The organism is Micromonospora citrea (genome assembly GCF_049629545.1).
GTDB lineage: Bacteria > Actinomycetota > Actinomycetes > Mycobacteriales > Micromonosporaceae > Micromonospora > Micromonospora citrea_A.
In genome coordinates, this window is sequence record NZ_JBNADX010000004.1 from 96,919 (window position 1) to 120,850 (window position 23,932).

The following is a 23,932-nucleotide window of genomic DNA, read 5'->3' on the forward strand; positions in this document are numbered from 1 at the left end:
GCCGGGGACATCCGGGGGGAAGCGTTGACGCTACGCGGGCGGTTGACGGCGGCCTTCCTCGCGGTGGTGCTCGGCCCGGTGCTGGTCGGCGCGGTCTTCGTCGGCACCACCCTGACGGCCGTCGACCGCAGCCGCTCCGCCGACCGCCTCGGGCTCGCCGCGTCCACCGTCCGCGCCTCGGTCGACGCCCTCTGCCAGCAGTTGCGCGCCGCCGCCGACGCGGTGGCGCTGCGCGTCGACCCGGCCGCCCGGGCCGGGGCCGCCGGGCAGGTGGTCAGCCGGGGACTCGCCGCCGCCGTACTGGTCACCGACGTCGCCGGCACCACCACCTACGTCACTCCGGGCGCGCCCCCGACGCCCTGGCAGGACTGCTCCGGCAGCCGGGCCGTGCCCGGTCCGGTGCGGGCGCTCAGCGCCCGGGTGGACCTGCGCGACCCGGCCGGCGCGGCGCTCGGCACGGTCGCCGCCGCCCAGGTCGTCGACCCGGCGTTCGTGGCCCGGCTGGCCGCCGCGACCGGCGTCGCGGTCACCCTGCTCGACGGCGACGCCGACCGGGTCACCTTCACCACCGAGACCGACGGGGTACGCGAGACGGTGCTCGCCGCCACCGGCGAGCAGGTCACCGAAACCCCCGACGGCCGGTACGCGCGGCGGCTCGGCCCGTCCCCCGGGCAGCCGCTGCCGCTGGTGCTCTCCGTCTCCGGCGAGCAGCCGGCCGGGCTGCCCGCCGTGCTGCTCGGCGCGGTGCTGCTCGCCGTGGTGCTGGCGGTGCTGGCAGCCTGGCGGCTGGCCCGGGTGACCACCCGGCCGCTGGTGGAACTGGCCGGCGCGGTGGACCGGGTCGCCCACGGCGACCTGACCGCCCGGGTGCCGGTGCGCAGCCGGGACGAGATCGGGCGGCTGGCCGGCGCGTTCAACCGGATGACCCGCGAGACCGCCGGCTACGTGACCGCCCTCACCAGCAGTCGTGACCAGCTGCGCGGGCACCTGGCGGTGCTCGGTGACACCCTGGCCAGCACCCACGACCTGCAACGCATCCTGCGGGTGATCCTGCACAGCGCCGTCGCGGCCACCGGGGCGCGGGCCGGCGCGGTGCTGCTGCTCGACGGCGGCGACGTGCTGGTGGGGCGGTGCGCCGAGGGGCTGGAGGGCCGGCTGCCGGACGGGCAGCTGCGGGTGCCGGTCGGGGCCGGGGTGATCGGGTCGGTGGCGGCCACCGGGGAGGCGCGGCGGGGACGGGTGGAACCGGCGACCGCGCCGGTGGGGGAGCCGCACTGCGAGACGTACGTGGCGGTGCCCTTCGCCGCGCCCGCCGCCGGTGATGCGACCGGCCGCGACCCGGCGGTCGGGGTGCTGGCCCTCTACGACCGCCTCGGCGGCGCGGAGTTCGACGACGACGACCTTGCCACCCTGCGCACCTTCGCCGGGCACGCGGCGGTGGCGGTGGAGAACGTCCGGGTGCACGAGGAGGCGCAACGGCTCTCCCTCACCGACCCGCTGACCGGGTTGTGGAACTACCGCTACCTGCGGGAGTCGCTGCGTCGAGAGGTGGAACGCGCCAACCGGTTCGGCCGGATGCTGAGCATCCTCGCCCTCGACCTGGACCGGTTCAAGCGGGTCAACGACACGTACGGCCACGCGGCCGGCGACGCCGTGCTGGCCGAGTTCGCCCGGCGGGTACGCGGCGAGATCCGCGAGGTCGACCTGGCGTTCCGGCAGGGCGGCGAGGAGTTCGTGCTGCTGCTGCCCGAGACCGACGCCCGGGGCGCGGCGATCGTCGCCGAGCGGCTCGGCTCGGCCGTCCGGGACATCCCGATGACCGTGGACGAGCACCTCTCCATCCCGGTGACCGTCTCCATCGGCATCGCCGTCTACCCGGACCACGCCAGCACCGGCCAGGAGGTGCTCGACGCCGCCGACGAGGCGCTCTACGCGGCCAAGGCCGCCGGGCGCGACGGCTACCGGGTCACCGGGCAGCGCGCCGACGCGCCGACGGAGGAGATCACCGTCCCGGCCGGGGCGGTCAGCCCGGAGGACGGGCTGCCCCGCGCCGGGCCCGGCGCGGCCCCGGTGGAGGCCGGCGGCCGGCACGCCGCCGGTACGCCCCGGCCCGCCCAGGGTGTGACGCAGCCGGCTACGGGCGGCGCGTCTTCCGGTCCTCAACCGCCGAGACAGAGCCGTGGCCGATAGTCTCGCGACATGTCGGAGCACTCAGCGAACCCCTCAGCGGCCGCCGCAACCGGTCGTCCCCGCGCCGCCAAGGCCGTCATCCCGGCCGCCGGCCTGGCCACCCGGTTCCTGCCGGCCACGAAGGCGGTCCCCAAGGAGCTGCTACCGGTCGTCGACCGGCCGGTGCTCCAGTACATCGTCGAGGAGGCCACCCAGGCCGGGATCACCGACGTGCTGCTGATCACCGGGCGCGGCAAGACAGCCATGGTGGACCACTTCGACCGCCGTCCCGACCTGGAGGAGCGGCTCGCGAAGAAGCCCGAACTGCTGGCCGCCGTCAAGCGGACCGAGGAACTGGCCGCGATCCACACCTGCCGCCAGCCGGAGCAGCTCGGTCTCGGCCACGCCGTCGGGTACGCCGAGTCGCACGTCGGCGACGCGCCCTTCGCGGTGCTGCTCGGCGACGAGTTCGTCAAGCCGTCCGAGCCGCTGCTGCCGGCCATGCTGGAGCTGCAGGCCCGCACCGGCGGCGTGGTGCTGGCCTTCTTCGAGGTCGACCCGGCCGAGACCAGCCGGTACGGCATCGCCTCCGTCGAGCCCGCCGAGTCCGAGCTGACCGACATCGGCGAGGTCGTCAAGGTCACCGGCATGGTGGAGAAGCCCGATCCGGAGGCGGCGCCGAGCAACCTCGCCGTGCTCGGCCGGTACGTGCTGCCGGGGCGGATCTTCGACGCGATCCGGCGTACCGAGCCGGGCAGCGGCGGCGAGATCCAGCTGACCGACGCCATGGAACTGCTGCGCCACGAGGGGGTGCCGGTGCACGCGATCGTCTACCGGGGCACCCGCTACGACACCGGCATGCCGCTGGGCTACCTCCAGACGGTCGTGCAGATCGCCGCCGAGCGCGAGGACCTCGGCGCCGAGTTCCGCAAGTGGCTGGCGGAGTTCGTCAACAAGGGCGACGAGACAGTCACCGCGGCGATCCTCAACGGGATGCGCGACGCGTCGGGCGGTCCTAGTACATGACCGCGACGGCCGACGCCGAGGCGGCCGCGAACGAGTTGACGCCGCTCGCCGACTACCTGGGCAGCGTGCTGCGCAGGTTACGCGCGCTGCCTCCGCTCGACCTCGACCTCACCCAGGCGTACGGCAACGTCCTCGCCGAGGACGTCGTGGCGCCGCACTCCTTCCCCGCCTTCGACCAGGCGGCGGTGGACGGGTACGCGGCACGCTGGGAGGACCTCGTCGGCTACGGCCCGGTCCCCTCCGGGGGGCCGGGCGGCCGTACCGTGCGGTTGAACGTGGTCGGCGACCTGGGAGCGGCGAGCTGGCGGCCGGTCCGGCTCACCCCGGGCTCGTGCTTCTCCGTGGCCGCCGGGGCTCCGCTGCCCGTCGCCGCGGACGTGGTCGTCCCGGTGGAGTGGACCGACCAGGGCATGGCGGCGGTGGAGATCTTCCGCACCCCCAAGCGGGGGTACGGCGTCCGCCGCGCCGGTGAGGAGCTGCCCGCCGGCACCCTGCTCGCCCGCGCCGGCACGTACGTCTCACCGGCGCTGGTCGCCGTCCTCGCCGCCACGGGGATCGGGCACGTGGTGGTCCGGCCCAGCCCTCGGGTGGTCATCGTGGCCACCGGCGACGAGCTGGTGGACGTCGGCCGGGGCAGCCAGCCCGGTCAGGTGGTGGACGCCAACTCGCACGCGTTGACCGCCGCCGCGGCGGAGGTGGGCGCGCTGGCGTACCGGGTGGGCATCTGCGACGACGACCCGGAGGGGCTGCGCGGCCTGCTGGAGGACCAGACCCTGCGGGCCGACCTGATCATCACCACCGGCGGCACCGGCACCGGCCCGGGCGACATGGTCCGCCGGATCCTGTCCAGGAGGGAGGGTGGCCGTGCCGGGCCGGTCACCTTCACCGAGGTGGCGCTCTATCCCGGCACCGCCCTCGGATTCGGTACGGTCGGCGCCGAGGAGGTGCCGGTGGTCTGTCTGCCCGGTGAGCCCGGCGCGGCGCTGATCGGCTTCGAGGTGCTGGCCCGTCCGGCGATCAACCTGCTGGCCGGGGCGGAGCCGGTGTTCCGGCCGAGTGTCCGGGCGCACCTGCTGGAGACGATCACCTCGCCCGGCGGGCTGCGCGAGTTCCGCCCCGCGCACGTCGCCGAGCGGCGCGGCGGCGGCTACACCGTCCAGCCGCTGCCGGGCGGGCCGTTCACCCTCTCCGGCCTGGCCGAGGCGAACGGGCTGATGGTGCTCGGCGAGCGGGTCACCAGCGCGGCGGCCGGCTCCACCGTGGACGTGCTCCTGCTGGACCGGCGCCGGTGAACTGGTTCGCACGGGCGCCCGGCTGGCCCGCGGTGCTGGTCGACGGGCCGGTGGTGCTGCGGCCGTACCGGCGCTCGGACGCCGCGGCCTGGTCCGAGATGCGCCGCGCCAACCGGGCCTGGCTGGCGCCCTGGGAGTCGCACCTGCCCGGCGGCTGGGACGAGACCAACTCGCCGGCCGCGTTCCGCTACGTCCACGCCGACCAGCGGCGGTCGGCCCGTACCGGCGAGGGGATGCCGTTCGCGGTCTGCCTGCGCGAGGACGGCCGGGACCGACTGGTCGGGCACCTCAACGTGGGCAACATCGTGCGGCGCGCGTTCTGCTCCGGGTACGTCGGATACTGGGTGGACGCCCGGGTGGCCGGTCGCGGGATCATCCCCACCGCGATGGCGCTCGCGGTGGACCACGCCTTCGGCCCCGGTGGGCTGCACCGGGTCGAGGTGAACATCCGGCCGGAGAACAGGCCCTCCCGGCGGGTGGTGGAGAAGCTCGGCTTCCGCGAGGAGGCGTACCACGTGCGCTACATGCACATCGACGGTGCGTGGCGCGACCACATCGGATACGCGATGACCAGTGAGGAAGTGGCCGCCGAAGGTGGACTGTTGGCGCGGTGGCACCGGATCCGCGCCACCGCGGGGTGAGCCGTCCCACGGCCGGGATCGGCGCGGCGCGCCGGCAGGACCGTTGACAGCCCGTAACCTCAAGTAACTGCAAGCTGTGGCAAGCACTGCCCGCCCGTACGATCTGCGCCGTGGACGACCATCCTTGGAAGATCCTGCGGTGGCCCGGTGGTTGCCCCGAATTCGGTGACGGGAGGGGTGAGGGTGCCGACCTCGGTGCTCCTCGCCGTCCTCGCCGCCGCCGGCCTGCTCGCCCTCGCGCCGGCGCTGGTTCGCCGGTACGACGCCACGGAGCGGCTGGTGGCGGAGCGGGCGCAGTCGACGGCGCGGGTGCTCCAGCGCCGCCGGCGGCGTCGTACTGTCCCCGGGCGGCGACCGGTCAACCCGTCCCGCGCCCTCGTCGTCACTCTCAGTGAAGATGCGAATACGGGCGGCCTGACCGCGCCGGTCTCCGCGCCGCCCGCCCCGGGCCGCCGCAGGGGGCGGCTGCGCGCCGTGCCGCCCCCGCCGAAGCGGGCCCGCCGCCGGCCGCCGCCCCGCCGGCACCACACCCCCGCCGTCTACCGGCGACGCCGGGTGCTCGCCGCGCTGGTGCTGCTCAACGTCGTCGAACTGGTCGGCGTGATCGTGGTCGGCCCCGGCTTCTGGATCAGCGTCTCGGTCACCGGCATGCTGCTCGTGGCGTACGTCGTACACCTGCGGGCGCGGGCGGTGGCCGAGCGCCGCCGACGGCGGCTGCGGGCCCGGGAGGCCGCCTGGCTGGCCGCCCGGCAGGCCGAGGTGCGGCGGGAGCAGGCCCGCCGGGCGGCGGCCCGCCGGGAGGCGCAGCGCCGCCTGGCGGCCCAGCGCGAGGCGGTACGACGGACCGCCATGGGCCTGGACCGCTCCGGCGACCTGCCGGCGGCGGCCAGCGGCGGCGGCTCGGTGATGTACCGGCGCTCCGGCGGCCTGCGCGGCCGTCCCTACTCCTCCGGCCGCCCGCGCTGATCCCGGCCGGGTGTCGGCGGTGTGATCGTCGCGCGGCCCCACTTCAGGGGCCGCCGCCTGCCAAGATCGCACCGCGCCGGGGGGTGATTCGCCGGGCGGGCGGTGGACCTGTTAGCCTTGTCGCCGGCCCGCCTGGTGCAAGCCAGGGGGACCGAAGCCGGTTCGCCGGCGGAGGGGTTGTGGCGCAGTCCGGTAGCGCACCTCGTTCGCATCGAGGGGGTCAGGGGTTCGAATCCCCTCAACTCCACCCAAGGTCAAAGGCCGTTTCCGCCAGTCGGAGACGGCCTTTTTCGATCTTGTGCAGCAGTGAGCCCCGGGAGCCTCTGCTCGCGGCGCGACCAGGGGCCTACGGTGGTTGTGTGCCGCGCATCGAGTTGACTACGGATGTTCAGGCAGCCCCGGAGACCGTCTTCGACGCCTGCCTCGATGTTGATATGCACGCCGAGTCCATGGAAGGTAGCGCCGAACGGGCGGTCGGCGGCGTAACGACCGGCCGGTTGAAGTCCGGCGATGCGGTTACGTGGGAGGCCAGGCACTTCGGCCTTCCCTGGCGGATGACCGTTCGGATCACTGACTACCGGCAGCCGTACGGCTTCACGGACGAGCAGATCCGCGGCCCATTCGGTCGATGGCGCCATGAGCACAGCTTCACGCCGAACCCGGCTGACCCCTCGGCAACGCTCATGCGCGATGTCATCGACTTCACTGCGCCGATGGGACCCGTTGGTGGCCTCGTGGCCAGCCTCATCCTGCGGCCGTACCTGCAACGGCTCATCGCGCGCCGCAACGCCTATCTTGCTGCCACCCTGGCAAGGCTTCCTCGCTCAGCCCATGAGGATGGGGCAACAAAAATGCCCGGTGACGGTGGGGCACAGATGGGGCACAACAAAGCGTGAAACGTCGTGAAGTAGCCATCAGCGATGGCAACCCAAGACGCCGTGTGAGCAGGCGTCAAGCGCCGTTCCTGCTGGTGGCAAGGCAGCGGCTCTGAGTTCCGCTTCAACGTCTGAGTTGAGCGTCGCCATCCGAGCACGCCGCTTGGTTGAATTCGGCTGTCCTCGCCCAAGGCGTGGTGGCTCCGGATGACCACGCCCTGCACGGACCCTCCCGGACGGAGCGCCCAGAACTTGCAAGCGAGGGGTCCAAGCCGCGTTGTCTGACTGTAGGGAGGGGTCTACTCGGCGACGAAGACGCCCACGCCTGGCAGGGTCTCGGTCATTCCCTTGATCCGTAGCACCTGCATCGCTCGGTCGATCACGGGCTCTGTAACGCCGTAGTGCTCGATCAACTCTCGGCGGCTGGGCAGCTTGGAGCCCGGCGGGAACTCGCCGGTCGCGATGCGTTCGGCAAGGTCATCGGCGATCTGCTCATAGCGGTAACGCGGTGGCACGGTGTTCCCCTCGGTTGGCAACACGAGTAGACCACCTACGTCAGCCCTTAACTACCCAATGGTACCTATGGGAGGTTGCCGAGGAGGTCGATTCCCCCGGTTGGCGCTGTGGGTCGTCCTCGCCGGCGTGGATGTCCGGCGCATCCTCCGCGATCGGGCATCCACGCCTCCGGACACCTGCGGCACCAGGAGGCGGTAGTGATCCCTTCCAATTCGCTTACCCGGGTGTACGTCGCCCCGGCGGCTGTGGCGAACCAATGAGACAGGTTTCGTACGACGAGTACGTCCTGGCGGCAGCGCTCACCCTCGCCCGTCGCCACCGGTCCGTCTGGTCGTGGCGACACTGGCGGCGCATCTGCCGCTGTGGCGCGAACCTGCCGTGCAGAAACCGTCACCGAATCCCGATCAACCGCGGCCGTTGGCCCAGCAAAGACGGCCGGCGATGACCACTCATCGCCCGATCAAGCCGGCCTGGACGTGCGGCGACTGTGCGGGGGACTGGCCCTGCCGGACCCGGCGGCAGGAGCTGCGAGCGGAGTACGACCCGGCCCCGGTGTCACTGGCCCTCTACCTGGCCGCGCAGCTCGTCGACGCCGCCCAGGACCTGGCTCACGTCCCCGCCGGCCACCTGCACCACCGATTTCTCGGCTGGACCCGATGAGCATCCTGCGACCCGGCGACGAGAAGTTCCACTACAGCGACGGCTCCCACAAGTGGATCCCGCCGGACCCCGATTACGACCAGAAGGTCTGGGACGAGCAGGTCCGCCAGCACAAGCAGGGCCACCTGAGAAACGAGCGCCCGAAGGTCCGCATCCAGTGCCTCGTCTGACGCCAGCAGTACAGCAGCGAAGTACAGCAACCGTGCCAGCCGAACGACGCCGTGCCGAGCGTCAGCAGAGCCCGTGACCTTGGGAGCAGCCCGACCCGACCACGATGCAGCCAGTTCGCATCGAGGGGGTCAGGGGTTCGAATCCCCTCAACTCCACCCACTGAAAGGCCGTCTCCCGTGGTGGGAGACGGCCTTTTCGATTTCTTGCAGTAGTGGACTCCAGGGCGGCCACTTACCGGCCGGTGGCGGTCCGCGGGTGGTTGAGATCGGCCGTCCCGCCTGCCATCGACCGAGCAAGCCCGCAGGCCACCGCCCGACCCGCCGACGTCCGAACCTGTGTCAAGGTCCGATTGACGTGGCGGGCCGGGCGGTAGCCGCTCCCAGAGGGAGGGTCGACGCCAGGCAGGTCGCCAATGAACGGGGTCCGGCCGGCGGCGTCGTTGAAGGCCGTGGTCAGGTCGCTCTGGGCCTGGAGAGCCACCGCGTCGCCGAGGTGGACCTCGCCGCCGATGGTTGCCGTCTCGAAGCCCGACGCAGTGTTCCCCGGGTACCGTCCGAGGCTCTGGCCCAGGAAGCTCGGGCCGGTGTTGGTGGGCTCGGCTCCGGCGAGTACGGAGAAGTTGCCGGCCGTTCCCAGGCCGACCGGCGCTTCCTGGGCGTGGGCGGCGGTCGCGTTGAGCGCCAGCAGGGTGGCGGTCACGGCGGCAGCCGCGGCAGCCGCGAGCGCCGGCAGGGCTGCCCGCCGAAGGCGATGAATGGGTTTTACTTTTACAGAACATCCTCCGTGGGTACTGCTCGCAGGACGCGTCCGTAAGTCGCGTCCCGCCCGAAGCGTTATATATGGCGCAAAACGGCCTGCCGACCACCACACCACTTTCGGGCTGTCGAAGTGGCTAAAACGGGACAATTCGCGAGTTTCGCGATAGGAGTGGCGGGGAGCACCGTCCACTGCGGTGCGACAACTGCACCCGCGCGAGCCAGCACTGTCGAGGTTGACCCTGCGCGCCCCAGGTCAGCGAGAACGGCAGGTAGGGATGTCGGACGAGCGGCGACACCGACAATTCCTGGACCACGTGGTGGTCGACCTGCTCGGTGACGACGGCGCCATCGCCGGATCGGCGTACCGCTAGTCGCGCAGGGCCAGGTGGTACGTGCGCAGCGCGTCCTCCCCGTCCGGCGAGCGCTGCTGAGGTCCGGCCTCCCAGCCCAACCGTTCGTAGAACCCGGCCGCCCCCAGCGGGCCGGTGGAGGTCTGCAACTCCGCCCGCGTCGCGCCGGCGTCCCGGGCGTGCTCGACGAAGCGCCTGGCCAGCCGTACCCCGATCCCGCTCCCACGCCAGTCCGGATGCACTGCCAGCGCGCTCATGACGGCCACCTGCGAGGGAGCGGCCTCCGGTGCCGCCGGGCGGGGTGAGACGGCTCGCTGCCGCTGCGAGGACAGTCGGCGGGTCCACGGCCCCAGCCGCGAGCGCAGCAGGCGGGCGGCGACCCGGGGCCGGACGCACAGGGCGGTGAACCCGGTGACGGCGAGGGACGCCATCGTGCGCCGGTCCGCCGCCAGTGCCGTGGTGTGGGCGGCATGGTCGGTGGTGCCCACCAGGAAGCCGACGATCTCTCCCGGTGTGGCGGGGTCGACGACGACGTAGCCGAGGCCGTGGGGCGAGTCGAGGTACGTGCGGTGCCAGCGGCGGACGAAGCGTGCGCCCAGGGACGGGAACAGCCCCACCGGTAGGAGATCGACGTGGGCGCGGGACATGACGGGAAGGTCCGCGTGCGTCGCCGCCCGCAGGACGGGGCCGCCCGGATCCGGGCTCGGCGACGACGCGGCGACACCGGCGTCGGGTCCGCTCATGGTCCTCCTGTTCGGGAATCGCATGCCGTCACCCGGAGTCAGCTCGTGAAGTCGTCCCTCGCGTCCCGCGCGTCCTCCTGGACGTGCTCCCCGGGCTGCTTGCCCCGGATCTCGTCCCGCCGCATCACCTGTTCCGCCTCCGCCCGCTCGTCCCGGGTCAGGTCGCCCATCCGGGCGCGGGCGGGCCCGGCAACCTGTTCGACCTGTTCGCTCGGCCGTTCGATGGAGCTCATGTCGCCTCCCTGCCGGTTCGGGCGGGCAGCACGGCGGCCCGCCTCTGCTGCCCGCGTCCCCGTCCCCGTACGGAGGAAACCTGCCCTGGTCGCGGGCCTCGCCGGACGGGAGTGACCGGACCGAGTCGCCGGGCCGGCCCGGATGGGCACCGGCTCCGGCTACGTACGGTCACTCCAGCGCGAGCGAGCCGAGGGGGATCTCCCCGGCGGGTACGTAGGTGCCCATCACCACTCCGGTGCCGAAGACGTGGCTGTCGACCAGTTTCAGCCCGGCCGGGACGGTGCCGTCGGCGAACAGCCGTTTGCCCGACCCGACGACGAGCGGGAAGAACCACAGCCGGTACTCGTCGACGAGGCCGGCCCGCATCAGGGTCTGGGCCAGGTCGGCGCTGCCGTGCACCTGCAGGTCCGGGCCGTCGCCCTGCTTGAGCGCCGCGACGCCCCCGGCGGCGTCGCCCTCGATGAGCACGGACCTGTGCCACGGGAGGCTGGGACGGCCGCGCGAGGCGACGTACTTCGTCGCGTCGTTCAACGGCTTGGCGCTCTCGTCCGTGACCCGGGGCCAGTGGGCGGCGAAGAGGTCGTACGTGCGGCGGCCGAGGACGAGGTCGAAGGGCCGGCTCAACGCCTGTCCCATGACCTCGCCCATCCGGTCGTCCCAGTAGTTCACCGACCAGCCGCCGTACGCGAAGCCACCGTCGGTGTCCTCCCGCGGGGTCCCGGGGGCCTGCATGACCCCGTCGAGGGTCAGGTAGCTCTGCACGATCAGCTTTCTCATGGCGGGTCCTCTCGGTCGGTCCCGTCCTCACGGGGGCCGGGACGGGAGACGGGCCGGTGCGGTGGATCCGTGCGGGAGCGCCGGCTCCCGGTGCGTCGGGCGGCGGCCTCCGTGGCGATCCCAGGCTAGGCGACCGAGCCGACGATCGGCGGTCCACGACGACCCGCCATTGTGCTCTCCACAGTGGAACCCGGTGACGGTGGACGGGTCGACCGACGGGAACGGGCCGGCCCCCGAACAGGGGGCCGGCCCGTCACACGAGCGCGGAGGTCACGGCTTCCAGGAGCCGGCGGCCTCGAACCGGTGCTCGTACTCGACGACGCCGTTCTTGTCCTTGACGTCGAAGACCACCGCGCCGGAGCGCTTGCTGCCGGCCCGGATGCCGCTGCCGGAGTCCAGCATGTCGCCGCCGCAGCCGGAGAGGGCGGCGGCCAGCCCGTTGCTGGTGGTGCCGTCCTCGGCCACCCACTGGAAGTAGAACGGGTTGATCGACGCCTTGCCCTTGGTCACCGTCGCGGTCACGTCGGCGATCAGGTACATGCCCTTGGACGGCGCCGGGGCGAACGAGCGGCAGCCCTTGGTGGAGGTGGAGAACTTCCGGACGGTGATTTCGAGGGTGCCCTCGTCGTCCTCGATGACCAGGGTGTCGCCGGCCTTCATGTTGAAGGTCTCACCGTCGTCCTTGCTGGACGCCGACGGCTTGGTGCCGGGGAGGTCCGGCAGCGAGGTCGTGCCCGGCGTCGGCAGCGAGCGCTCGATCTCCTCCGCCTTGTCGGCGGCCTTCTTGCCCCCGACGGCCAGCGCCACGATGCCGCCACCGCAGCAGAGCACGAGCAGCACCGCGACCACGATGCCGATGATGAGCCAGGGCTTCTTCTTCGAGCCGGAGGTGACCGGCGGCCCGAGCGGCTGGCCCGGCGCCGGCGGGTAGCCGGGACCGGACACCGGCGGGTAGCCGCCCCCGGACACCGGCGGGTAGCCGCCCCCGGACACCGGCGGGTAGCCGCCCCCGGAGACCGGCGGGTACGGAGCACCGGACACCGGCGGCATCGACGCGTTCGGGTCGTAGGCCGGGTACGGCGAACCCGACACCGGCGGCTGGGCGTACGGCGAGCCGGAGACCGGCGGCGGGGCGTACGGCGAGCCGGAGACCGGCGGCTGCGGGGTGGTCGGGTCGACCGGCGCGTACGGGTTCTGCGGCGGGCCGGAGACCGGCGGCGGGGCGGCGGTCGGGTCGGCGGGGTAGTGGGGCACCGGCGCCGTGGGGAACGGGTCCACGGGCGGCTGGTTGGGGTCCTGCGGCCCGTAGGGGGGCTGGGGCTGGCTCACCGTACTCCTCGGCGCTTCGAATCAGGTCTGATGAAACTCCTCGACGCTAGTCGGTGCGGTCAATCCGGAATTGTCTCGGGTCCGGCCCCGCCGTTCGGCTCGCCGGGCAGGGGCCGAACGGTCAGCGCAGCAGCACGGCGGCCGTGCGGACCAGGTCGTCCTCGACCGCGAAGCGGCCGTGGACCACCGTGGGCGGATCGACCGCCGTCGCCGCCGCCACCCGCACCGGGTCGATCCGCGCGGTGAACGTCCCCGCGTCCGGGTCCAGCTCGACGGTGGCGTCCTGGAAGTCCAACCAGGACCCGACGACCGGATGCCAGATCTTGTAGACGGTCTCCTTGGCGCTGAACAGCACCACCGGCCACGCGGTGCCGGCGGGCAGCCGGGCGCAGCGGTCCTCCTCCTCGGGGCGGCAGATCAGCCGGCGTACCCCCGGGTTGAGTTCGCGCTGCCGCTCGGCGTCCATGCCGACGGAGCGCACGTCGTCGGCGCGGGCGACCGCGGCGGCGCAGTAGTCGCGGGTGTGGGTGATGGTGCCGACCACGCCCGGCGGCCAGACCGGGGAGCGGTCGGCCGCCGCGAGCACCGGGACCGGCGGCAGCCCCAGGTCGGTCATCGCCCGCCGGGCGCAGACCCGCCCGGCGGTGAAGTCCCGCCGCCGGCTCTCCACCGCGCGTTCGCCCAGGCCGGTCCGCTCGGCGGGGAGCAGCTCGCCCGCCCAGTCCGCCGGCCCGGCCACCACGACCGACACGGCCGGTGGCAGCAGGTCACGCATCCTCCACCCCTTTCAGGTACGACCGCAGTCGCGACCGCTCCTCGTCGAGCCGGTCGGCCGGCACCGGCGGCGACTCGGGCCAGAGGGTCACCTCGGGCTCGCCGTGGCGGGCCTCCCAGGTGCCGACCACCCGGCCCCGGTGCACCACGACCGGGGCGATCCAGCCGGCCGCCCGGCTCACGTCCGCCCGGCGTGCCGCCGGCACCACCGTGGTGTCCCTGGTGCCCGGCCCGAGCACCCACTGGTCGAAGGCGGGCAGCAGGCGTACGTCGTCGGTGGGCTCGGCGGCGACGATCTCCGGCACGTCGCCCGCCCGGGCGTACCCGGGCCGCCCGTCGACCGTCACCGGGACCAGTTCACCCGCCTCGACCAGCGCCCGGAACCAGCCGCGCAGCATCGGTCGCTTCGAGCCGCCCCGGCTGAGCCACTGGTCGAAGGTCTCCGGATCCGCCGGCCCGTACGCCCCGAGGTACGCCGGCACCACCCGCGCGGCGGCCTCCTCCGGCTCGGGCAGCCCCGACCAGCCCGGCAGGTACGTGTCGGGACGGGTGAAGGTGACCCGGTTGCCGTCGGCCGGCCCGTGCACCAGCAGCCCCTGCCAGGCCAGCGGCTTGAGCACCGCGCCCCAGCCGGAGCCGAGGTGCGCGGCGAGCGAGGCGTCGCCGGTGCGCTCGACGATCTCGGCGGTCAGCGCCTCCCGGCTGAGCACCCGGCCGTCCAGTGCGGACCAGGTCGCCTCGGCGAGCGCGTCGAGCTGCCCGACCGTGACGAAGCTGCGCTGCCAGGAGCCCTTCTCCCAGAACCGGCCGGCGGCCAGCAGCGCCAGGCAGGCCGACGCCTCGGCGGTGGGCAGCAGGTGCAGGGTGCCGCGCATCGCCCAGGTCTTCACCAGGTCGCCGGCGGCGAGCGCGGCAGCCGCCGTACCCGGACGGGGGGCCGGCTGTCGCGCGGCGACGGCCTGCTCGGCGGCGGAGGCCACCTGTGCCTGCACGCCGGCCAGCCGGCCGACCACGGCGACCGCGTCGAGGCCCGACGGCCGGTGCAGCAGCTGACGGTGGGCCCGCCAGGCCAGCACCCGCTCGACAGGAAGGTTCGTGGCGGCCATGGATGGTCAACGTACCGCAACCGCGTAACGCCGGAGGGTTCCGGAGCGCTGTTGGGGCGACACGGGGGGAGTCGACCGGTCTCTCTCCGTGCCGACGGGTGGTGACCGGCGGCACGGCCGACGTCGACGTACGTGAGAGGAAGTGACCGATGACCGGTGCCACGGCTGCGTCGGGATGCCTGCCCGACGAGCACGTCCCGGTGACCCCCGCGTGGACCTGCGGCACGTGCGGCGACGAGTGGCCCTGCGCGGCCAAGCGGGACCTGCTGCTCTCGGAGTACCAGGTGGACCGCGCGTCGCTCAGCGTCTACCTGGGATCGTGCCTGGCCGTGGCGACCGCCGACCTCACCGCGACCCCGGTACGGCCACTGCGCGAGCGGTTCATCGGCTGGCTGCCCCGGGGACCGGTCACGTCCTGATCCTGCGGTGGCCGCATCCGGAGGGCGCGGCCACCGTCGCAGCCGACCTGGCGGTCGCCGCCGGCCACGGTGGCCGCGCCGCCGGTGCCGGCGCGGCCACCGTGGCGGTGGTCAGGGGCGGCGGGGTCGGCGGGTGAGGGCGAACCCGATCACGCCGGCCACGGCGGCGAGGACGCCGCCCATCGTGCTCCAGATCCAGCGCGAACCCGGGTCGGGCAGCCAACCGGCGAACCCGGTCGACTCCTCCTCGGCCGGAGCCGCCGTCGGTTCGGCGTTCAGCACCGTGCCGGCCTTCGTGTTCGGCACCAGCGGCGCCTTCAGCTCCCCGTCGTCCCGGGAGCCCGCGCTGTCGGCGCCGACCAGCAGGTCCACGTCGACCGGCAGCCCGAGGTCGGCCTCCGCCAGCCTGGGCACCGACAGCCGGACGTGGTAGGTGCCGGGCAGCGGGTCCGCCGACCAGGGTTCCGCCCAGGACCGCACCTGGCGCAGCGTGCAGCCCAGGGCCACGCTGCCGGCGGTGGCGTCGACGGTCGGGGCCTGCGCCCCGGCCGTGCAGGACTGCCGCCGTCGGAGCCCGTCGAAGACCTCCACCGTCCAGGTGGAGGCGCCGGTGCGGGCCTTCGGGAACGACACCGTCGCGGTGATCTCGTGCCGTTCCCCGGCCGAGGCGGGGAACGACCAGTAGAGGTGGTCGCCGATGGAGGCGTCCACCCGGACCGGCTGGCCGGCGGCGACGGCGGTGGCGGTCAGGAAGGACGTCCCGGCCCGGGTGACCGGGGTGGCGCCGGGCGAGGGGGTGGGCGCGGCTCGGGCCGGCGCGGGTGCGGCCAGCAGAGCCAGGCCGGCGGCGGCCAGCGCCGCGCCGGTGCGGATCATCGGGGTACGCATGCTCAGTTCTCCCTCCACGTGGCCACCCACCAGCGGGTGAGCAGGCCGGCGACCAGACCGGTGAGCAGGCCGGCCAGGGTCAGCAGCACCAGCAGCACCCAGCCCCGGCCGAGGTCGGGCGCGGCCGGCGCGGGGGAGGAGGCGACCACGTCGATCATCAGCTCGACCGGCATGCCGGGCGTGGCCCGCGTACCCGGGCGCAGCGCGAACGAGTTGCTCACCACCAGGCAGACCGTGGTGGCCGGGACGGTGGCGGTCGCCTCCGGCGTCGGGCTCGCGCCGTCGGCGGGATCCTCGGTGGCCGCCCAGCGCAGGCCGGCGGAGACCACGTCGGTACGGCCGCTGCCGGCGTCCACCCCGCGGACCAGTTCCCGGCCGTCGGTGGCGGTGGCGCGCAGCAGGACGCCGTGGTCGGGGTTCACCGGGCGGTCCAGCGCCACGCTGACCGAGGCGCGCAGCTCCTGCCCGGGGCGTACCGGCACCCGGTACCAGCGGTGCTCGGAGACCGCTTCCCGGTCGCTGTAGACGCCGGGCGCGAGCAGCGGCGCGTCGGCGCACTCCGCCGAGCCGCCGACCATGGTGGGCGTGGCGGTGTAGGTGTCCCGGGCCCGGTCGACGAGTTGCTTGATCCGGCCGGTGAGCTCCTCGGCGCTCTGCGCCGCGGTGTACGTGCCGCCGGTCGCCCCGGCGATGCAGAGCAACTGCTTGCGGACCTTCTCGTCGGGGGCCAGGCCGAGGGTGTCCACCACCAGCTTCGTACCCTGGGCGGCCAGCTCCCGGGCCACCTCGCACGGGTCCGGCGGGGCGCAGGTGTCCTCGCCGTCGGTGATCAGTACGATCCGCCGGGCGGTGGCGCCGGTGCCCAGGTCCCGGGCGGCCTCCCGCAGGGCCAGCCCGACCGGGGTGAAGCCGGTCGGCCGCAGCGTGGCCACGGCGGCCTTGGCCTGGACCCGGTCCACCGGCCCGACCGGGACGATCTGCTGGGTGTCCAGGCAGCCCTGTTTCTTGTCCTTGCCCCGGTAGGTCGCGCCGAGCACCCGGATGCCGAGCTGGGTCTCCTCGGGCAGCGCGTCGACGACCTCGTTGAACGCCTGCTGGGCGACGGCTATCCGGCTGCGCCCGTCGATGTCCCGGGCCCGCATCGAGCCGCTGACGTCGAGCACCAGCTCGACCTTCGGCGGCTCGGCGGGTGTCTCCTCCTCGTCGGCCAGGGCCGGCGCCGGACCGGTCAGCGCGGTCGCCGCCAGCAGCCCGATCAGGACGGCCGTCGATCGTCTCTTGTTGATCACCGGGCGGAGTGTAGTGGCGTCCACATCGGATGGACATTTGGGTGACCCGTCGGCGGGGGATCGCGTCGGTGGGGTCCTCGGAGGCCGCGCGGACCGGGCGGACCGTGGATGCCCGATGACGGTCCGTTAGATGCCCGATGTAAACCTTTTGCTCGACCATGCATCCGTCAGAAATCTGACTGAAGTCGACCCGTTGTGCCGGTGCCCAAGGGTGGTTAAGCTCTGTGTTGCGCGCCCCAATCGCCCGCTTCCCCCGTGGCAGGCGATCGGGGCGCGCTCTATGTCTGCCCAGGCCCCGGTGCGTGGCGATCCCGCCCGACCGGCCCGGCCGATCCGAACTCCGCCCCGGTTGCCCACGCGATCGCGCCCGGTCCGGGAGATGTCCGGAAACCGGGCGCGACCACGATGACGTCCGGCGGCGTCCCTTCGCCGCCCGGTGGGATCAGATCCAGCGGCCGTCCAGCCACATCCGGCCCGACCAGTCCTCGTACGGCAGCGAGTTGCCCACGAAGATCGGGTAAAAGTACGCGAAGCAGAGCGCCACCAGCAGCACGTACGCGCCGACGATGACTCCACCCACCAGCCGCCGGTCGGCGCTGCGCCCGGGATCGGCCGGGGCCTCCGGCGTGCCCTCCGGGGTGCTCGGCGTGGCGATCGCGCCCAGCACGTAGACCACCGCCAGCACCAGGAACGGCAGCGCCGGGGCGGCGTAGAAGGAGAACATCGTCCGGCCGTCGAGGGCGAACCAGAACCAGGGCAGCAGGCCGGCGGCGAGGCTCAGCAGGATCGCCCCGGCCCGCCAGTCCCGCCGGGCGATGCCGAGCCAGGCCAGCGCCGCCAGCGCGGGCAGGAACGACCACCAGAGCAGCGGCGTGCCGAGCAGCAGGATCTCCGAGGCGCAGCTCGCCGCCCCGCACCCGGCCGCGTTCGACCAGTAGAACGCCACCGGCCGCCCGAGCAGCAGCCACTGCCAGGGCCAGGACTGGTACTTGTGCGGCGTTTCCAGGCCGGTGTGGAAGTCGAAGGCCGCCTTGTGGTACTGGAACAGGTTGTTCAGCGCCCCGACGACCGGGGTGTCGCTCAGGCCGGGCGTGTTCGGGTACCGCTCGGCCAGCCGGTAGTAGCCGTCGTCGCCGAGCAGCCAGCCCGACCACGTCGCCACGTACGTCACCACCATGATCACCCCTGCCAGCACCAGCCAGGGCAGTTCGTCCAGCAGTGCGTCCCGCCACGGGCGGCGTACCCCGGCCGAGCGGCGGACGCCGACCTCCCACAGCAGCGCCAGCAGGCCGAACGCCGGCACGAAGTACAGGGCGCTCCACTTCACCGCGACGGCGCAGCCGAGCAGCACCCCGACGGCGAGCCGCCACCAGGGCCAGGTGCGCCAGCCGCCGGCCGGACGCCCGGCCGGGCCGGCGGCGGTCGGGTCCAGCCCGTCCTCCAGCGCCCGGGCCCAGCGCCGCCGCCGGGAGTCCCGGTCCAGCACCAGCGCGCCGAAGGCGGCCAGCACGAACAGCAGCAGGAAGATGTCGAGCAGCGCGGTGCGGGAGAGCACCAGGTGGAAGCCGTCCAGGGCCAGCAGCAGGCCGGCCGCGCAGCCGAGCGTGGTGGAGCGGAACATCCGGCGCGCGATCCGGGTCAGCATCAGCACCGACAGGATGCCGGCGACCGCCGCCGAGATCCGCCAGCCGAACTCCGGGGCGGTGGTCATCAGGTGACCCGGCACCGTGATGTTGTGCTCGGCGTCGGCGTAGCCGAAGGCCCACTCACCGAGCCCGATGAGCCACTTGCCCAGCGGCGGGTGCACCACGTACGACGGGCCGTTGTCCTTGTAGTTCCACTCGACGCCCTTGTCGATCAGCCCGTAGCCGTCGCGGGCGTAGTAGATCTCGTCGAAGATCTTGCCCGCCGGGCGGCTGAGGTCGAGCAGGCGCAGGACCGCCGCGATGACCACCACCACGGCGGTGGCCAGCCACGAGTTCACGTCCAGCCGGGCCTCGACGGTGGCGAGCCGGCGGCGTACGACGGCCGGGATGCCGCCACCGCCGCCGGTGGGGGAACTCCCCTGCTCGGAACCGGCTTCGTTCGCGCTCTGCGCTGTCGACGCACTCGTCACCCGGCGATCGTAGGCTCTGAAGGTGCCCGGTGGCGCCCATCGTCCCCGATACTGGCACGCTCGTCGATGAAGGAGCGCTACTCGTGGGTGAAATGTCCGAGCTCGGACGCCTGGTCCTGCTCGGCGCGCCGTTGGGCAACCCGGCCGACGCCTCGGCCCGGTTCCGCGAGGTGCTCGCCACCGCCGACGTGGTCGCCGCCGAGGACACCCGCCGCCTCACCCGGCTGGCCCGGGACCTCGACGTCGCCATCCCGGGCCGGATCGTCTCCTACTTCGAGGGCAACGAGGAGCGGCGTACCCCCGAACTGGTCGAGGTGCTGACCGCCGGGTACACGGTCGCCCTGGTCACCGACGGCGGCATGCCCAGCGTCTCCGACCCCGGGTACCGCCTGGTCCGGGGCGCGCTGGACGCCGGGGTGCCGGTCACCGCCGCGCCCGGCCCGAGCGCGGTCACCACCGCGCTGGCCCTGTCCGGCCTGCCCTGCGACCGGTTCTGCTTCGAGGGGTTCCTGCCCCGCACGCCCGGCGCGCGCCGGTCCCGGCTGCGGGCCCTCGCCGCCGAGGAGCGGACCCTGGTCCTCTTCGAGGCCCCGCACCGGATCGCCGGCGCGCTGGCCGACCTGGCCGCAACGTTCGGCGCCGACCGCCCGGCCGCGCTCTGCCGGGAACTGACCAAGACGTACGAGGAGGTTGTCCGCCGGCCCCTGGGCGAGCTGGCCGACTGGGCGGCCGAGGGCGAACCGCGCGGCGAGATCACCCTCGTGGTGGCCGGCGCGCCGCAGCGGCCGGCGGAACGTCCCGACGACGACACCCTGCGCGCCGCCGTCGCCGGGCGGGAGGCCGCCGGTCTCTCCCGCCGCGACGCCATCACCGAGGTCGCGACGGAGTACGCCCTCCGCCGCCGCGACGTCTACACCGTCGTCCACACCCAGCCCTGACCCGCCCGCCCCGCCCCGCCCGCCCGCCCGTCAGTGCCGATCATGAAGTTGTTGCGCGCCGCGACGGCGTGTCGTGACAACAACTTCATGATCGGCGGGCCGAGGCGGGCGGGCTCACCAGGCGGCGGTCAGAAAGCCGAGGGTGATCAGGGTGGGGCCGGCGTGGGCGGCGAGGGTGGCCCAGCGGCGGTGCCGGGGGTCGGTCAGCCGGGTGGCGCCGGTCCACCGGGCGATCCCGGCGCCGCAGCCGGCCACCACCAGCAGGCCGAGCAGCCAGCGCAGGTGCCCGCCCACCCCGGTGTCGACGTACGCGGTGTCGTCGCCCGCCCCGGTCATCCGGGCCGGCAACGCCGTACCGGGGGCGCTGCGCTCGCCCGGCACCCCGCTGACCCGGACGCCGTGGGCGAGGAACCGGCCCCCGTCGGCGGTGAAGATGCCCCGACAGCGCTGGGTCAACCCGCCCCCGGCGCAGTCCGTGATCACCACCGTCCCGGCGCTGGCGTGGCCGACGGCCAGCCAGAACGGGCCGGCGCTGACCCAGGCGAAGAAGGCGGCGAGCAGGCTCAACGCCAGCAGTGCCGCCAGGCCCCGCACCGGGTCCGGCGGGTGGGCGGCGCGAGGCGCGCGGGTCCGGGCCGGCGCGGCGGAAGCCCGCTCGGCACGCTTCTGCTCCTCACGCAGCGGCGTGCCGTCCCAGTGCACCTGCTCGATCGGGGGCCAGAAGAGCTCGCCTTCCTCCGCCGTACCCGCATCGGGGTCGGGCCCCGCGCGCAGGCCGCGCGGCTGGCGGACCGGGACCCGGCTCGGCACGGCGTCGACCGGGGCGCCGGTGGTCGGCTCGACCTCGACGGGCGAGTCGTCCGGGCCGGGCACCACCCGGGGCTGGGGGGCGACCGCGCCGCCGCGCGACGGCGCGGGCCGGCCGGGCGCCGGTGCGCTCCGGGCGCCGGGGGAGGGTTCGTCGTGTCCCGCTCGTCTCGCCGTCACGGCGTTCATTGGACACCGCAGAGGCGCGACGGCAGGGCAGCTCAGGCCGCGTGTCGGCGACAAATCGGACCAACGCCGGGGGCGTCGCGGGCCGCTGCGCGTGGCGGGTGCCCTATTGGTTCGCGGGCACCGGGAGCCGGTCACTAGGCTTGCTGGTCATGAGTCACGTTCTCGCCGCGGTCGCCTGGCCCTACGCCAACGGCCCGCGCCACATCGGCCACGTATCCGGATTCGGGGTTCCCTCCGACGTCTTCGCCCGGTACATGCGGATGGCCGGCCACGACGTGCTCATGGTCTCCGGCACCGACGAGCACGGCACCCCGATCCAGGTGCAGGCCGACGCCGAGGGGGTCACGCCGCGCGAGCTGGCCGACCGGTACAACCGGGTGATCGCCGAGGACCTCAAGGCGCTGGGCCTCTCCTACGACCTGTTCACCCGCACCACCACCCGCAACCACTACGCCGTGGTGCAGGAGCTCTTCCAGGGGCTGCACCGCAACGGGTACATCGTCCCGAAGGTCACCACCGGCGCGATCTCCCCGTCCACCGGCCGGACCCTGCCCGACCGCTACATCGAGGGCACCTGCCCGATCTGCGGCTACGACAGCGCCCGCGGCGACCAGTGCGACAACTGCGGCAACCAGCTCGACCCGATCGACCTGATCAACCCGAAGTCCAAGATCAACGGCGAGACGCCGGAGTTCGTCGAGACCGAGCACTTCTTCCTCGACCTGCCGGCCCTCGCCGACGCGCTGCGCCAGTGGCTGGACAACCGGGAGGGGTGGCGCCCCAACGTGCTGCGGTTCTCCCGCAACCTGCTCGACGACCTCCAGCCCCGGGCCATCACCCGGGACCTGGAGTGGGGCGTGCCGATCCCGCTCGACGGCTGGCAGGACCGCCCCGACAAGCGGATCTACGTCTGGTTCGACGCGGTCATCGGCTACCTGTCCGCGTCCATCGAATGGGCCCGCCGCACCGGCGACCCGGAGGCCTGGCGCAAGTGGTGGTCCGCCGACGGCGAGGGCAAGGACGCCCGGGGCTACTACTTCATGGGCAAGGACAACATCGTCTTCCACTCGGTGATCTGGCCGGCGCTGCTCGGCGGCTACTCCGGCGAGGGCGCGCGCGACGGCCAGCCGGGCGAGCTGGGCCGGCTGAACCTCCCCACCGAGGTCGTCTCCAGCGAGTACCTGACCATGGAGGGACGCAAGTTCTCCTCCTCCCGCAAGGTCGTCATCTACGTCCGCGACTTCCTGGAGCGCTACGACGCCGACGCGCTGCGCTACTTCATCGCCGTCGCCGGCCCGGAGAGCAACGACACCGACTTCACCTGGGCCGAGTTCCTGCGCCGCAACAACGACGAGCTGGTCGCCGGCTGGGGCAACCTGGTCAACCGCTCCGTCTCGATGGCGGCGAAGAACTTCGGCGCGATCCCCCCGGTCGACCCGGCCGGGCTCACCGAGGCCGACGAGGCGCTGCTCGCGGTGGCCCGCGCCGGCTTCACCACCGTCGGCGACCTGATCGCCAAGCACCGGCAGAAGCAGGCCATCGGCGAGGCGATGAAGGTCGTCGCCGAGGCCAACCGGTACCTGTCCGAGCAGGCCCCGTGGAAGCTCAAGGGTGAGGACGACAAGCCCCGGATGGGCACCATCCTGCACGTCGCCCTTCAGGTGGTCAGCGACGCCAACACGCTGCTCACGCCCTTCCTGCCGCACTCCGCGCAGCAGGTGCACGAGCTGCTCGGCGGCACCGGCGTGCACGCGCCGATGCCGGTGATCGAGGAGGTCGAGGACCTCGACGGCGGGCCGGCGTACCCGGTGCTGACCGGTGACTACACGGTCGGGGCGCGCTGGGAGTCCGTACCGGTGCAGGCGGGCCGGCCGCTCGCCGCGCCGAAGCCGGTCTTCCGCAAGCTCGACCCGTCGATCGTCGACGAGGAACTGGCCCGCCTGGCGGGCTGACCCGGCAGTACGACGGGGACGGGCGTCGACGCGCCCGTCCCCGTCGCGCGTCTCAGCGCCGAGCCATCGCCGGGGCGCTGACGAAATCCATGATCGCCTGGTTCACCTCGGCCGCGTTGGTCCACGGAATGCCGTGCGGCGCGCCCTGCAACGTCACCAACGTCGCCGTCGGCAGCATCGGCTGCAACCGCTGACCGGTCACCGGGTACGGCAGCACCATGTCCTGGTCGCCCTGCACGATCAGCACCGGCACGTCGATCCGGGGCAGGTCGCCGCGGAAGTCCGTCAGCCAGGCGTCCACGCAGTCCAGCGTCCCCTTCGCCGACGCCTGCGCGCCGATGTTCCAGTGCGCCCGGAAGGCTTCCTCGCTGACCAGCTTGCCCTTGTTGGCGTCGAAGTTGAAGAAGTTCTGGCAGAACTGGGTGAGGTAGGCGAACCGGTCGTCCCGGATGGCCTGCTTGAACCCGTCGAAGAGGCTCTGCTCCACGCCTTCGGGATTGTCCGCCGTCTTCAGCAGGAACGGCGCCAGCGGGGCGAGCAGCACTGCCCGGTCCACCCGGTTCGACCCGTAGGTGCCCAGGTAGCGGGTCACCTCACCGGTGCCCATCGAGTGCCCGATCAGGATCGCGTTGCGCAGGTCCAGCTCGGTCATGATCACGTCGAGGTCGGCGGTGAAGGTGTCGTAGTCGTACCCCGTGGCCGGCTGGCTGGACGCGCCGAAGCCCCGCCGGTCGTACGTGATCACCCGGTAGCCGGCCGCCAGCAGCGGGCCGGACTGCTTCTCCCAGGTCGCCCCGTTGAACGGGAAGCCGTGGATGAGCACCACCGGCTGCCCGGAGCCGTGGTCCTCGTAGTACAGGTCGATGGGCGCGGAGTTCTCCGCGCCGACAGTGATGAAGGGCATCGGGTCTCCCGGTCGTCGCGTCTCGGACGAGCGCGCTTTCCCG

At 73.4% G+C, this 23,932-nt stretch carries 24 protein-coding genes and 1 tRNA gene; 12 read left to right on the forward strand and 13 right to left on the reverse strand.

Annotation, left to right across the window (positions count from 1 at the left end):
• Positions 1-24: 24 nt before the first annotated feature.
• The 7 genes from ACPFP2_RS06675 (at position 25) to ACPFP2_RS06705 (ending at position 6,990) form a co-directional block, all read left to right on the forward strand.
• Entirely contained in the window at positions 25-2,190 is a 2,166-nt protein-coding gene (locus ACPFP2_RS06675) for a diguanylate cyclase (protein WP_424087155.1), read from the forward strand.
• Between the two features lie 9 nt (positions 2,191-2,199).
• Positions 2,200-3,195, forward strand: coding sequence for a UTP--glucose-1-phosphate uridylyltransferase (locus ACPFP2_RS06680; RefSeq protein WP_424087157.1), 996 nt, complete (start codon positions 2,200-2,202; stop codon positions 3,193-3,195).
• Entirely contained in the window at positions 3,192-4,487 is a 1,296-nt protein-coding gene (gene glp / locus ACPFP2_RS06685; protein ID WP_088977302.1) for a gephyrin-like molybdotransferase Glp, read from the forward strand. The genes ACPFP2_RS06680 and glp overlap by 4 nt, the downstream gene beginning before the upstream one ends.
• A 32-nt stretch (positions 4,488-4,519) precedes the next feature.
• Positions 4,520-5,128: a GNAT family N-acetyltransferase gene (locus ACPFP2_RS06690; protein ID WP_424087535.1), complete on the forward strand. Its 609-nt coding sequence runs from the start codon at positions 4,520-4,522 to the stop codon at positions 5,126-5,128.
• A gap of 177 nt (positions 5,129-5,305) precedes the next feature.
• Entirely contained in the window at positions 5,306-6,094 is a 789-nt protein-coding gene (locus tag ACPFP2_RS06695; protein WP_424087160.1) for a hypothetical protein, read from the forward strand.
• A 173-nt stretch (positions 6,095-6,267) separates the two neighbouring features.
• A tRNA-Ala gene (locus tag ACPFP2_RS06700) sits at positions 6,268-6,341 on the forward strand.
• A 112-nt stretch (positions 6,342-6,453) separates the two neighbouring features.
• Positions 6,454-6,990, forward strand: a complete 537-nt coding sequence (locus ACPFP2_RS06705) for an SRPBCC family protein (RefSeq protein ID WP_424087162.1) — start codon at positions 6,454-6,456, stop codon at positions 6,988-6,990.
• Positions 6,991-7,268: 278 nt separating this feature from the next.
• On the opposite strand, the gene ACPFP2_RS06710 is transcribed toward ACPFP2_RS06705, so the two are convergent.
• Positions 7,269-7,508, reverse strand: a complete 240-nt coding sequence (locus tag ACPFP2_RS06710) for a winged helix-turn-helix domain-containing protein (protein WP_067313483.1) — start codon at positions 7,506-7,508, stop codon at positions 7,269-7,271.
• A gap of 418 nt (positions 7,509-7,926) precedes the next feature.
• Between ACPFP2_RS06710 and ACPFP2_RS06715 the strand changes: the two genes are divergently transcribed.
• Together ACPFP2_RS06715 and ACPFP2_RS06720 are read left to right on the forward strand one after the other, a co-directional pair.
• The gene (locus tag ACPFP2_RS06715) at positions 7,927-8,145 is read left to right on the forward strand and encodes a flavin reductase (protein WP_424087164.1); all 219 of its coding nucleotides are present in this window, start codon (positions 7,927-7,929) and stop codon (positions 8,143-8,145) included.
• Positions 8,142-8,315: a hypothetical protein gene (locus ACPFP2_RS06720; RefSeq protein ID WP_424087166.1), complete on the forward strand. Its 174-nt coding sequence runs from the start codon at positions 8,142-8,144 to the stop codon at positions 8,313-8,315. Before ACPFP2_RS06715 ends, ACPFP2_RS06720 begins: the two co-directional genes overlap by 4 nt.
• Positions 8,316-8,547: 232 nt before the next feature.
• Here the strand turns inward: ACPFP2_RS06720 and ACPFP2_RS06725 are convergent, their stop codons facing one another.
• The 7 genes from ACPFP2_RS06725 to ACPFP2_RS06755 all read right to left on the reverse strand — a co-directional run bounded on the left by ACPFP2_RS06725 (position 8,548) and on the right by ACPFP2_RS06755 (position 14,387).
• A complete protein-coding gene (locus ACPFP2_RS06725) occupies positions 8,548-9,015 on the reverse strand; it encodes a hypothetical protein (RefSeq protein WP_424087168.1) in 468 nt (155 codons plus the stop codon).
• A gap of 426 nt (positions 9,016-9,441) precedes the next feature.
• Positions 9,442-10,167, reverse strand: a complete 726-nt coding sequence (locus ACPFP2_RS06730; RefSeq protein ID WP_424087169.1) for a GNAT family N-acetyltransferase — start codon at positions 10,165-10,167, stop codon at positions 9,442-9,444.
• Positions 10,168-10,205: 38 nt separating this feature from the next.
• Positions 10,206-10,400 (reverse strand): general stress protein CsbD, encoded by a 195-nt coding sequence (locus ACPFP2_RS06735; RefSeq protein WP_424087171.1) that lies wholly within the window; start codon positions 10,398-10,400, stop codon positions 10,206-10,208.
• 169 nt (positions 10,401-10,569) lie between these two features.
• The gene (locus ACPFP2_RS06740) at positions 10,570-11,178 is read right to left on the reverse strand and encodes a dihydrofolate reductase family protein (RefSeq protein WP_424087174.1); all 609 of its coding nucleotides are present in this window, start codon (positions 11,176-11,178) and stop codon (positions 10,570-10,572) included.
• 270 nt (positions 11,179-11,448) lie between these two features.
• Positions 11,449-12,507 carry a DUF4352 domain-containing protein gene (locus ACPFP2_RS06745; protein ID WP_424087176.1) on the reverse strand — a complete coding sequence of 353 codons (1,059 nt, stop codon included), beginning with the start codon at positions 12,505-12,507 and terminating at the stop codon, positions 11,449-11,451.
• Between the two features lie 121 nt (positions 12,508-12,628).
• Complete coding sequence (locus ACPFP2_RS06750; RefSeq protein ID WP_424087177.1) at positions 12,629-13,282, reverse strand: 4'-phosphopantetheinyl transferase family protein; 654 nt, start codon at positions 13,280-13,282, stop codon at positions 12,629-12,631.
• A complete protein-coding gene (locus tag ACPFP2_RS06755) occupies positions 13,275-14,387 on the reverse strand; it encodes a DNA glycosylase AlkZ-like family protein (RefSeq protein ID WP_424087179.1) in 1,113 nt (370 codons plus the stop codon). The genes ACPFP2_RS06750 and ACPFP2_RS06755 overlap by 8 nt, the downstream gene beginning before the upstream one ends.
• 149 nt (positions 14,388-14,536) lie before the next feature.
• Between ACPFP2_RS06755 and ACPFP2_RS06760 the strand changes: the two genes are divergently transcribed.
• Entirely contained in the window at positions 14,537-14,806 is a 270-nt protein-coding gene (locus ACPFP2_RS06760; RefSeq protein WP_424087181.1) for a hypothetical protein, read from the forward strand.
• 111 nt (positions 14,807-14,917) lie between these two features.
• Here the strand turns inward: ACPFP2_RS06760 and ACPFP2_RS06765 are convergent, their stop codons facing one another.
• From ACPFP2_RS06765 to ACPFP2_RS06775, 3 genes are all read right to left on the reverse strand, one after another.
• Positions 14,918-15,694, reverse strand: a complete 777-nt coding sequence (locus ACPFP2_RS06765) for a peptidase (RefSeq protein WP_424087183.1) — start codon at positions 15,692-15,694, stop codon at positions 14,918-14,920.
• Positions 15,695-15,696: 2 nt separating this feature from the next.
• Entirely contained in the window at positions 15,697-16,983 is a 1,287-nt protein-coding gene (locus tag ACPFP2_RS06770; protein ID WP_424087185.1) for a VWA domain-containing protein, read from the reverse strand.
• Between the two features lie 442 nt (positions 16,984-17,425).
• Positions 17,426-19,099 (reverse strand): dolichyl-phosphate-mannose--protein mannosyltransferase, encoded by a 1,674-nt coding sequence (locus ACPFP2_RS06775; protein WP_424087187.1) that lies wholly within the window; start codon positions 19,097-19,099, stop codon positions 17,426-17,428.
• Positions 19,100-19,191: 92 nt separating this feature from the next.
• Between ACPFP2_RS06775 and rsmI the strand changes: the two genes are divergently transcribed.
• Complete coding sequence (rsmI, locus tag ACPFP2_RS06780) at positions 19,192-20,037, forward strand: 16S rRNA (cytidine(1402)-2'-O)-methyltransferase (protein WP_424087538.1); 846 nt, start codon at positions 19,192-19,194, stop codon at positions 20,035-20,037.
• Positions 20,038-20,151: 114 nt separating this feature from the next.
• Here the strand turns inward: rsmI and ACPFP2_RS06785 are convergent, their stop codons facing one another.
• Positions 20,152-21,033 carry a hypothetical protein gene (locus ACPFP2_RS06785; RefSeq protein ID WP_424087189.1) on the reverse strand — a complete coding sequence of 294 codons (882 nt, stop codon included), beginning with the start codon at positions 21,031-21,033 and terminating at the stop codon, positions 20,152-20,154.
• 149 nt (positions 21,034-21,182) lie between these two features.
• Here ACPFP2_RS06785 and metG point away from each other — a divergent pair, with 149 nt between their 5' ends.
• Complete coding sequence (gene metG, locus ACPFP2_RS06790) at positions 21,183-22,985, forward strand: methionine--tRNA ligase (protein WP_424087191.1); 1,803 nt, start codon at positions 21,183-21,185, stop codon at positions 22,983-22,985.
• Between the two features lie 52 nt (positions 22,986-23,037).
• On the opposite strand, the gene ACPFP2_RS06795 is transcribed toward metG, so the two are convergent.
• Complete coding sequence (locus ACPFP2_RS06795) at positions 23,038-23,889, reverse strand: alpha/beta fold hydrolase (protein WP_424087193.1); 852 nt, start codon at positions 23,887-23,889, stop codon at positions 23,038-23,040.
• Positions 23,890-23,932 lie beyond the last annotated feature (43 nt).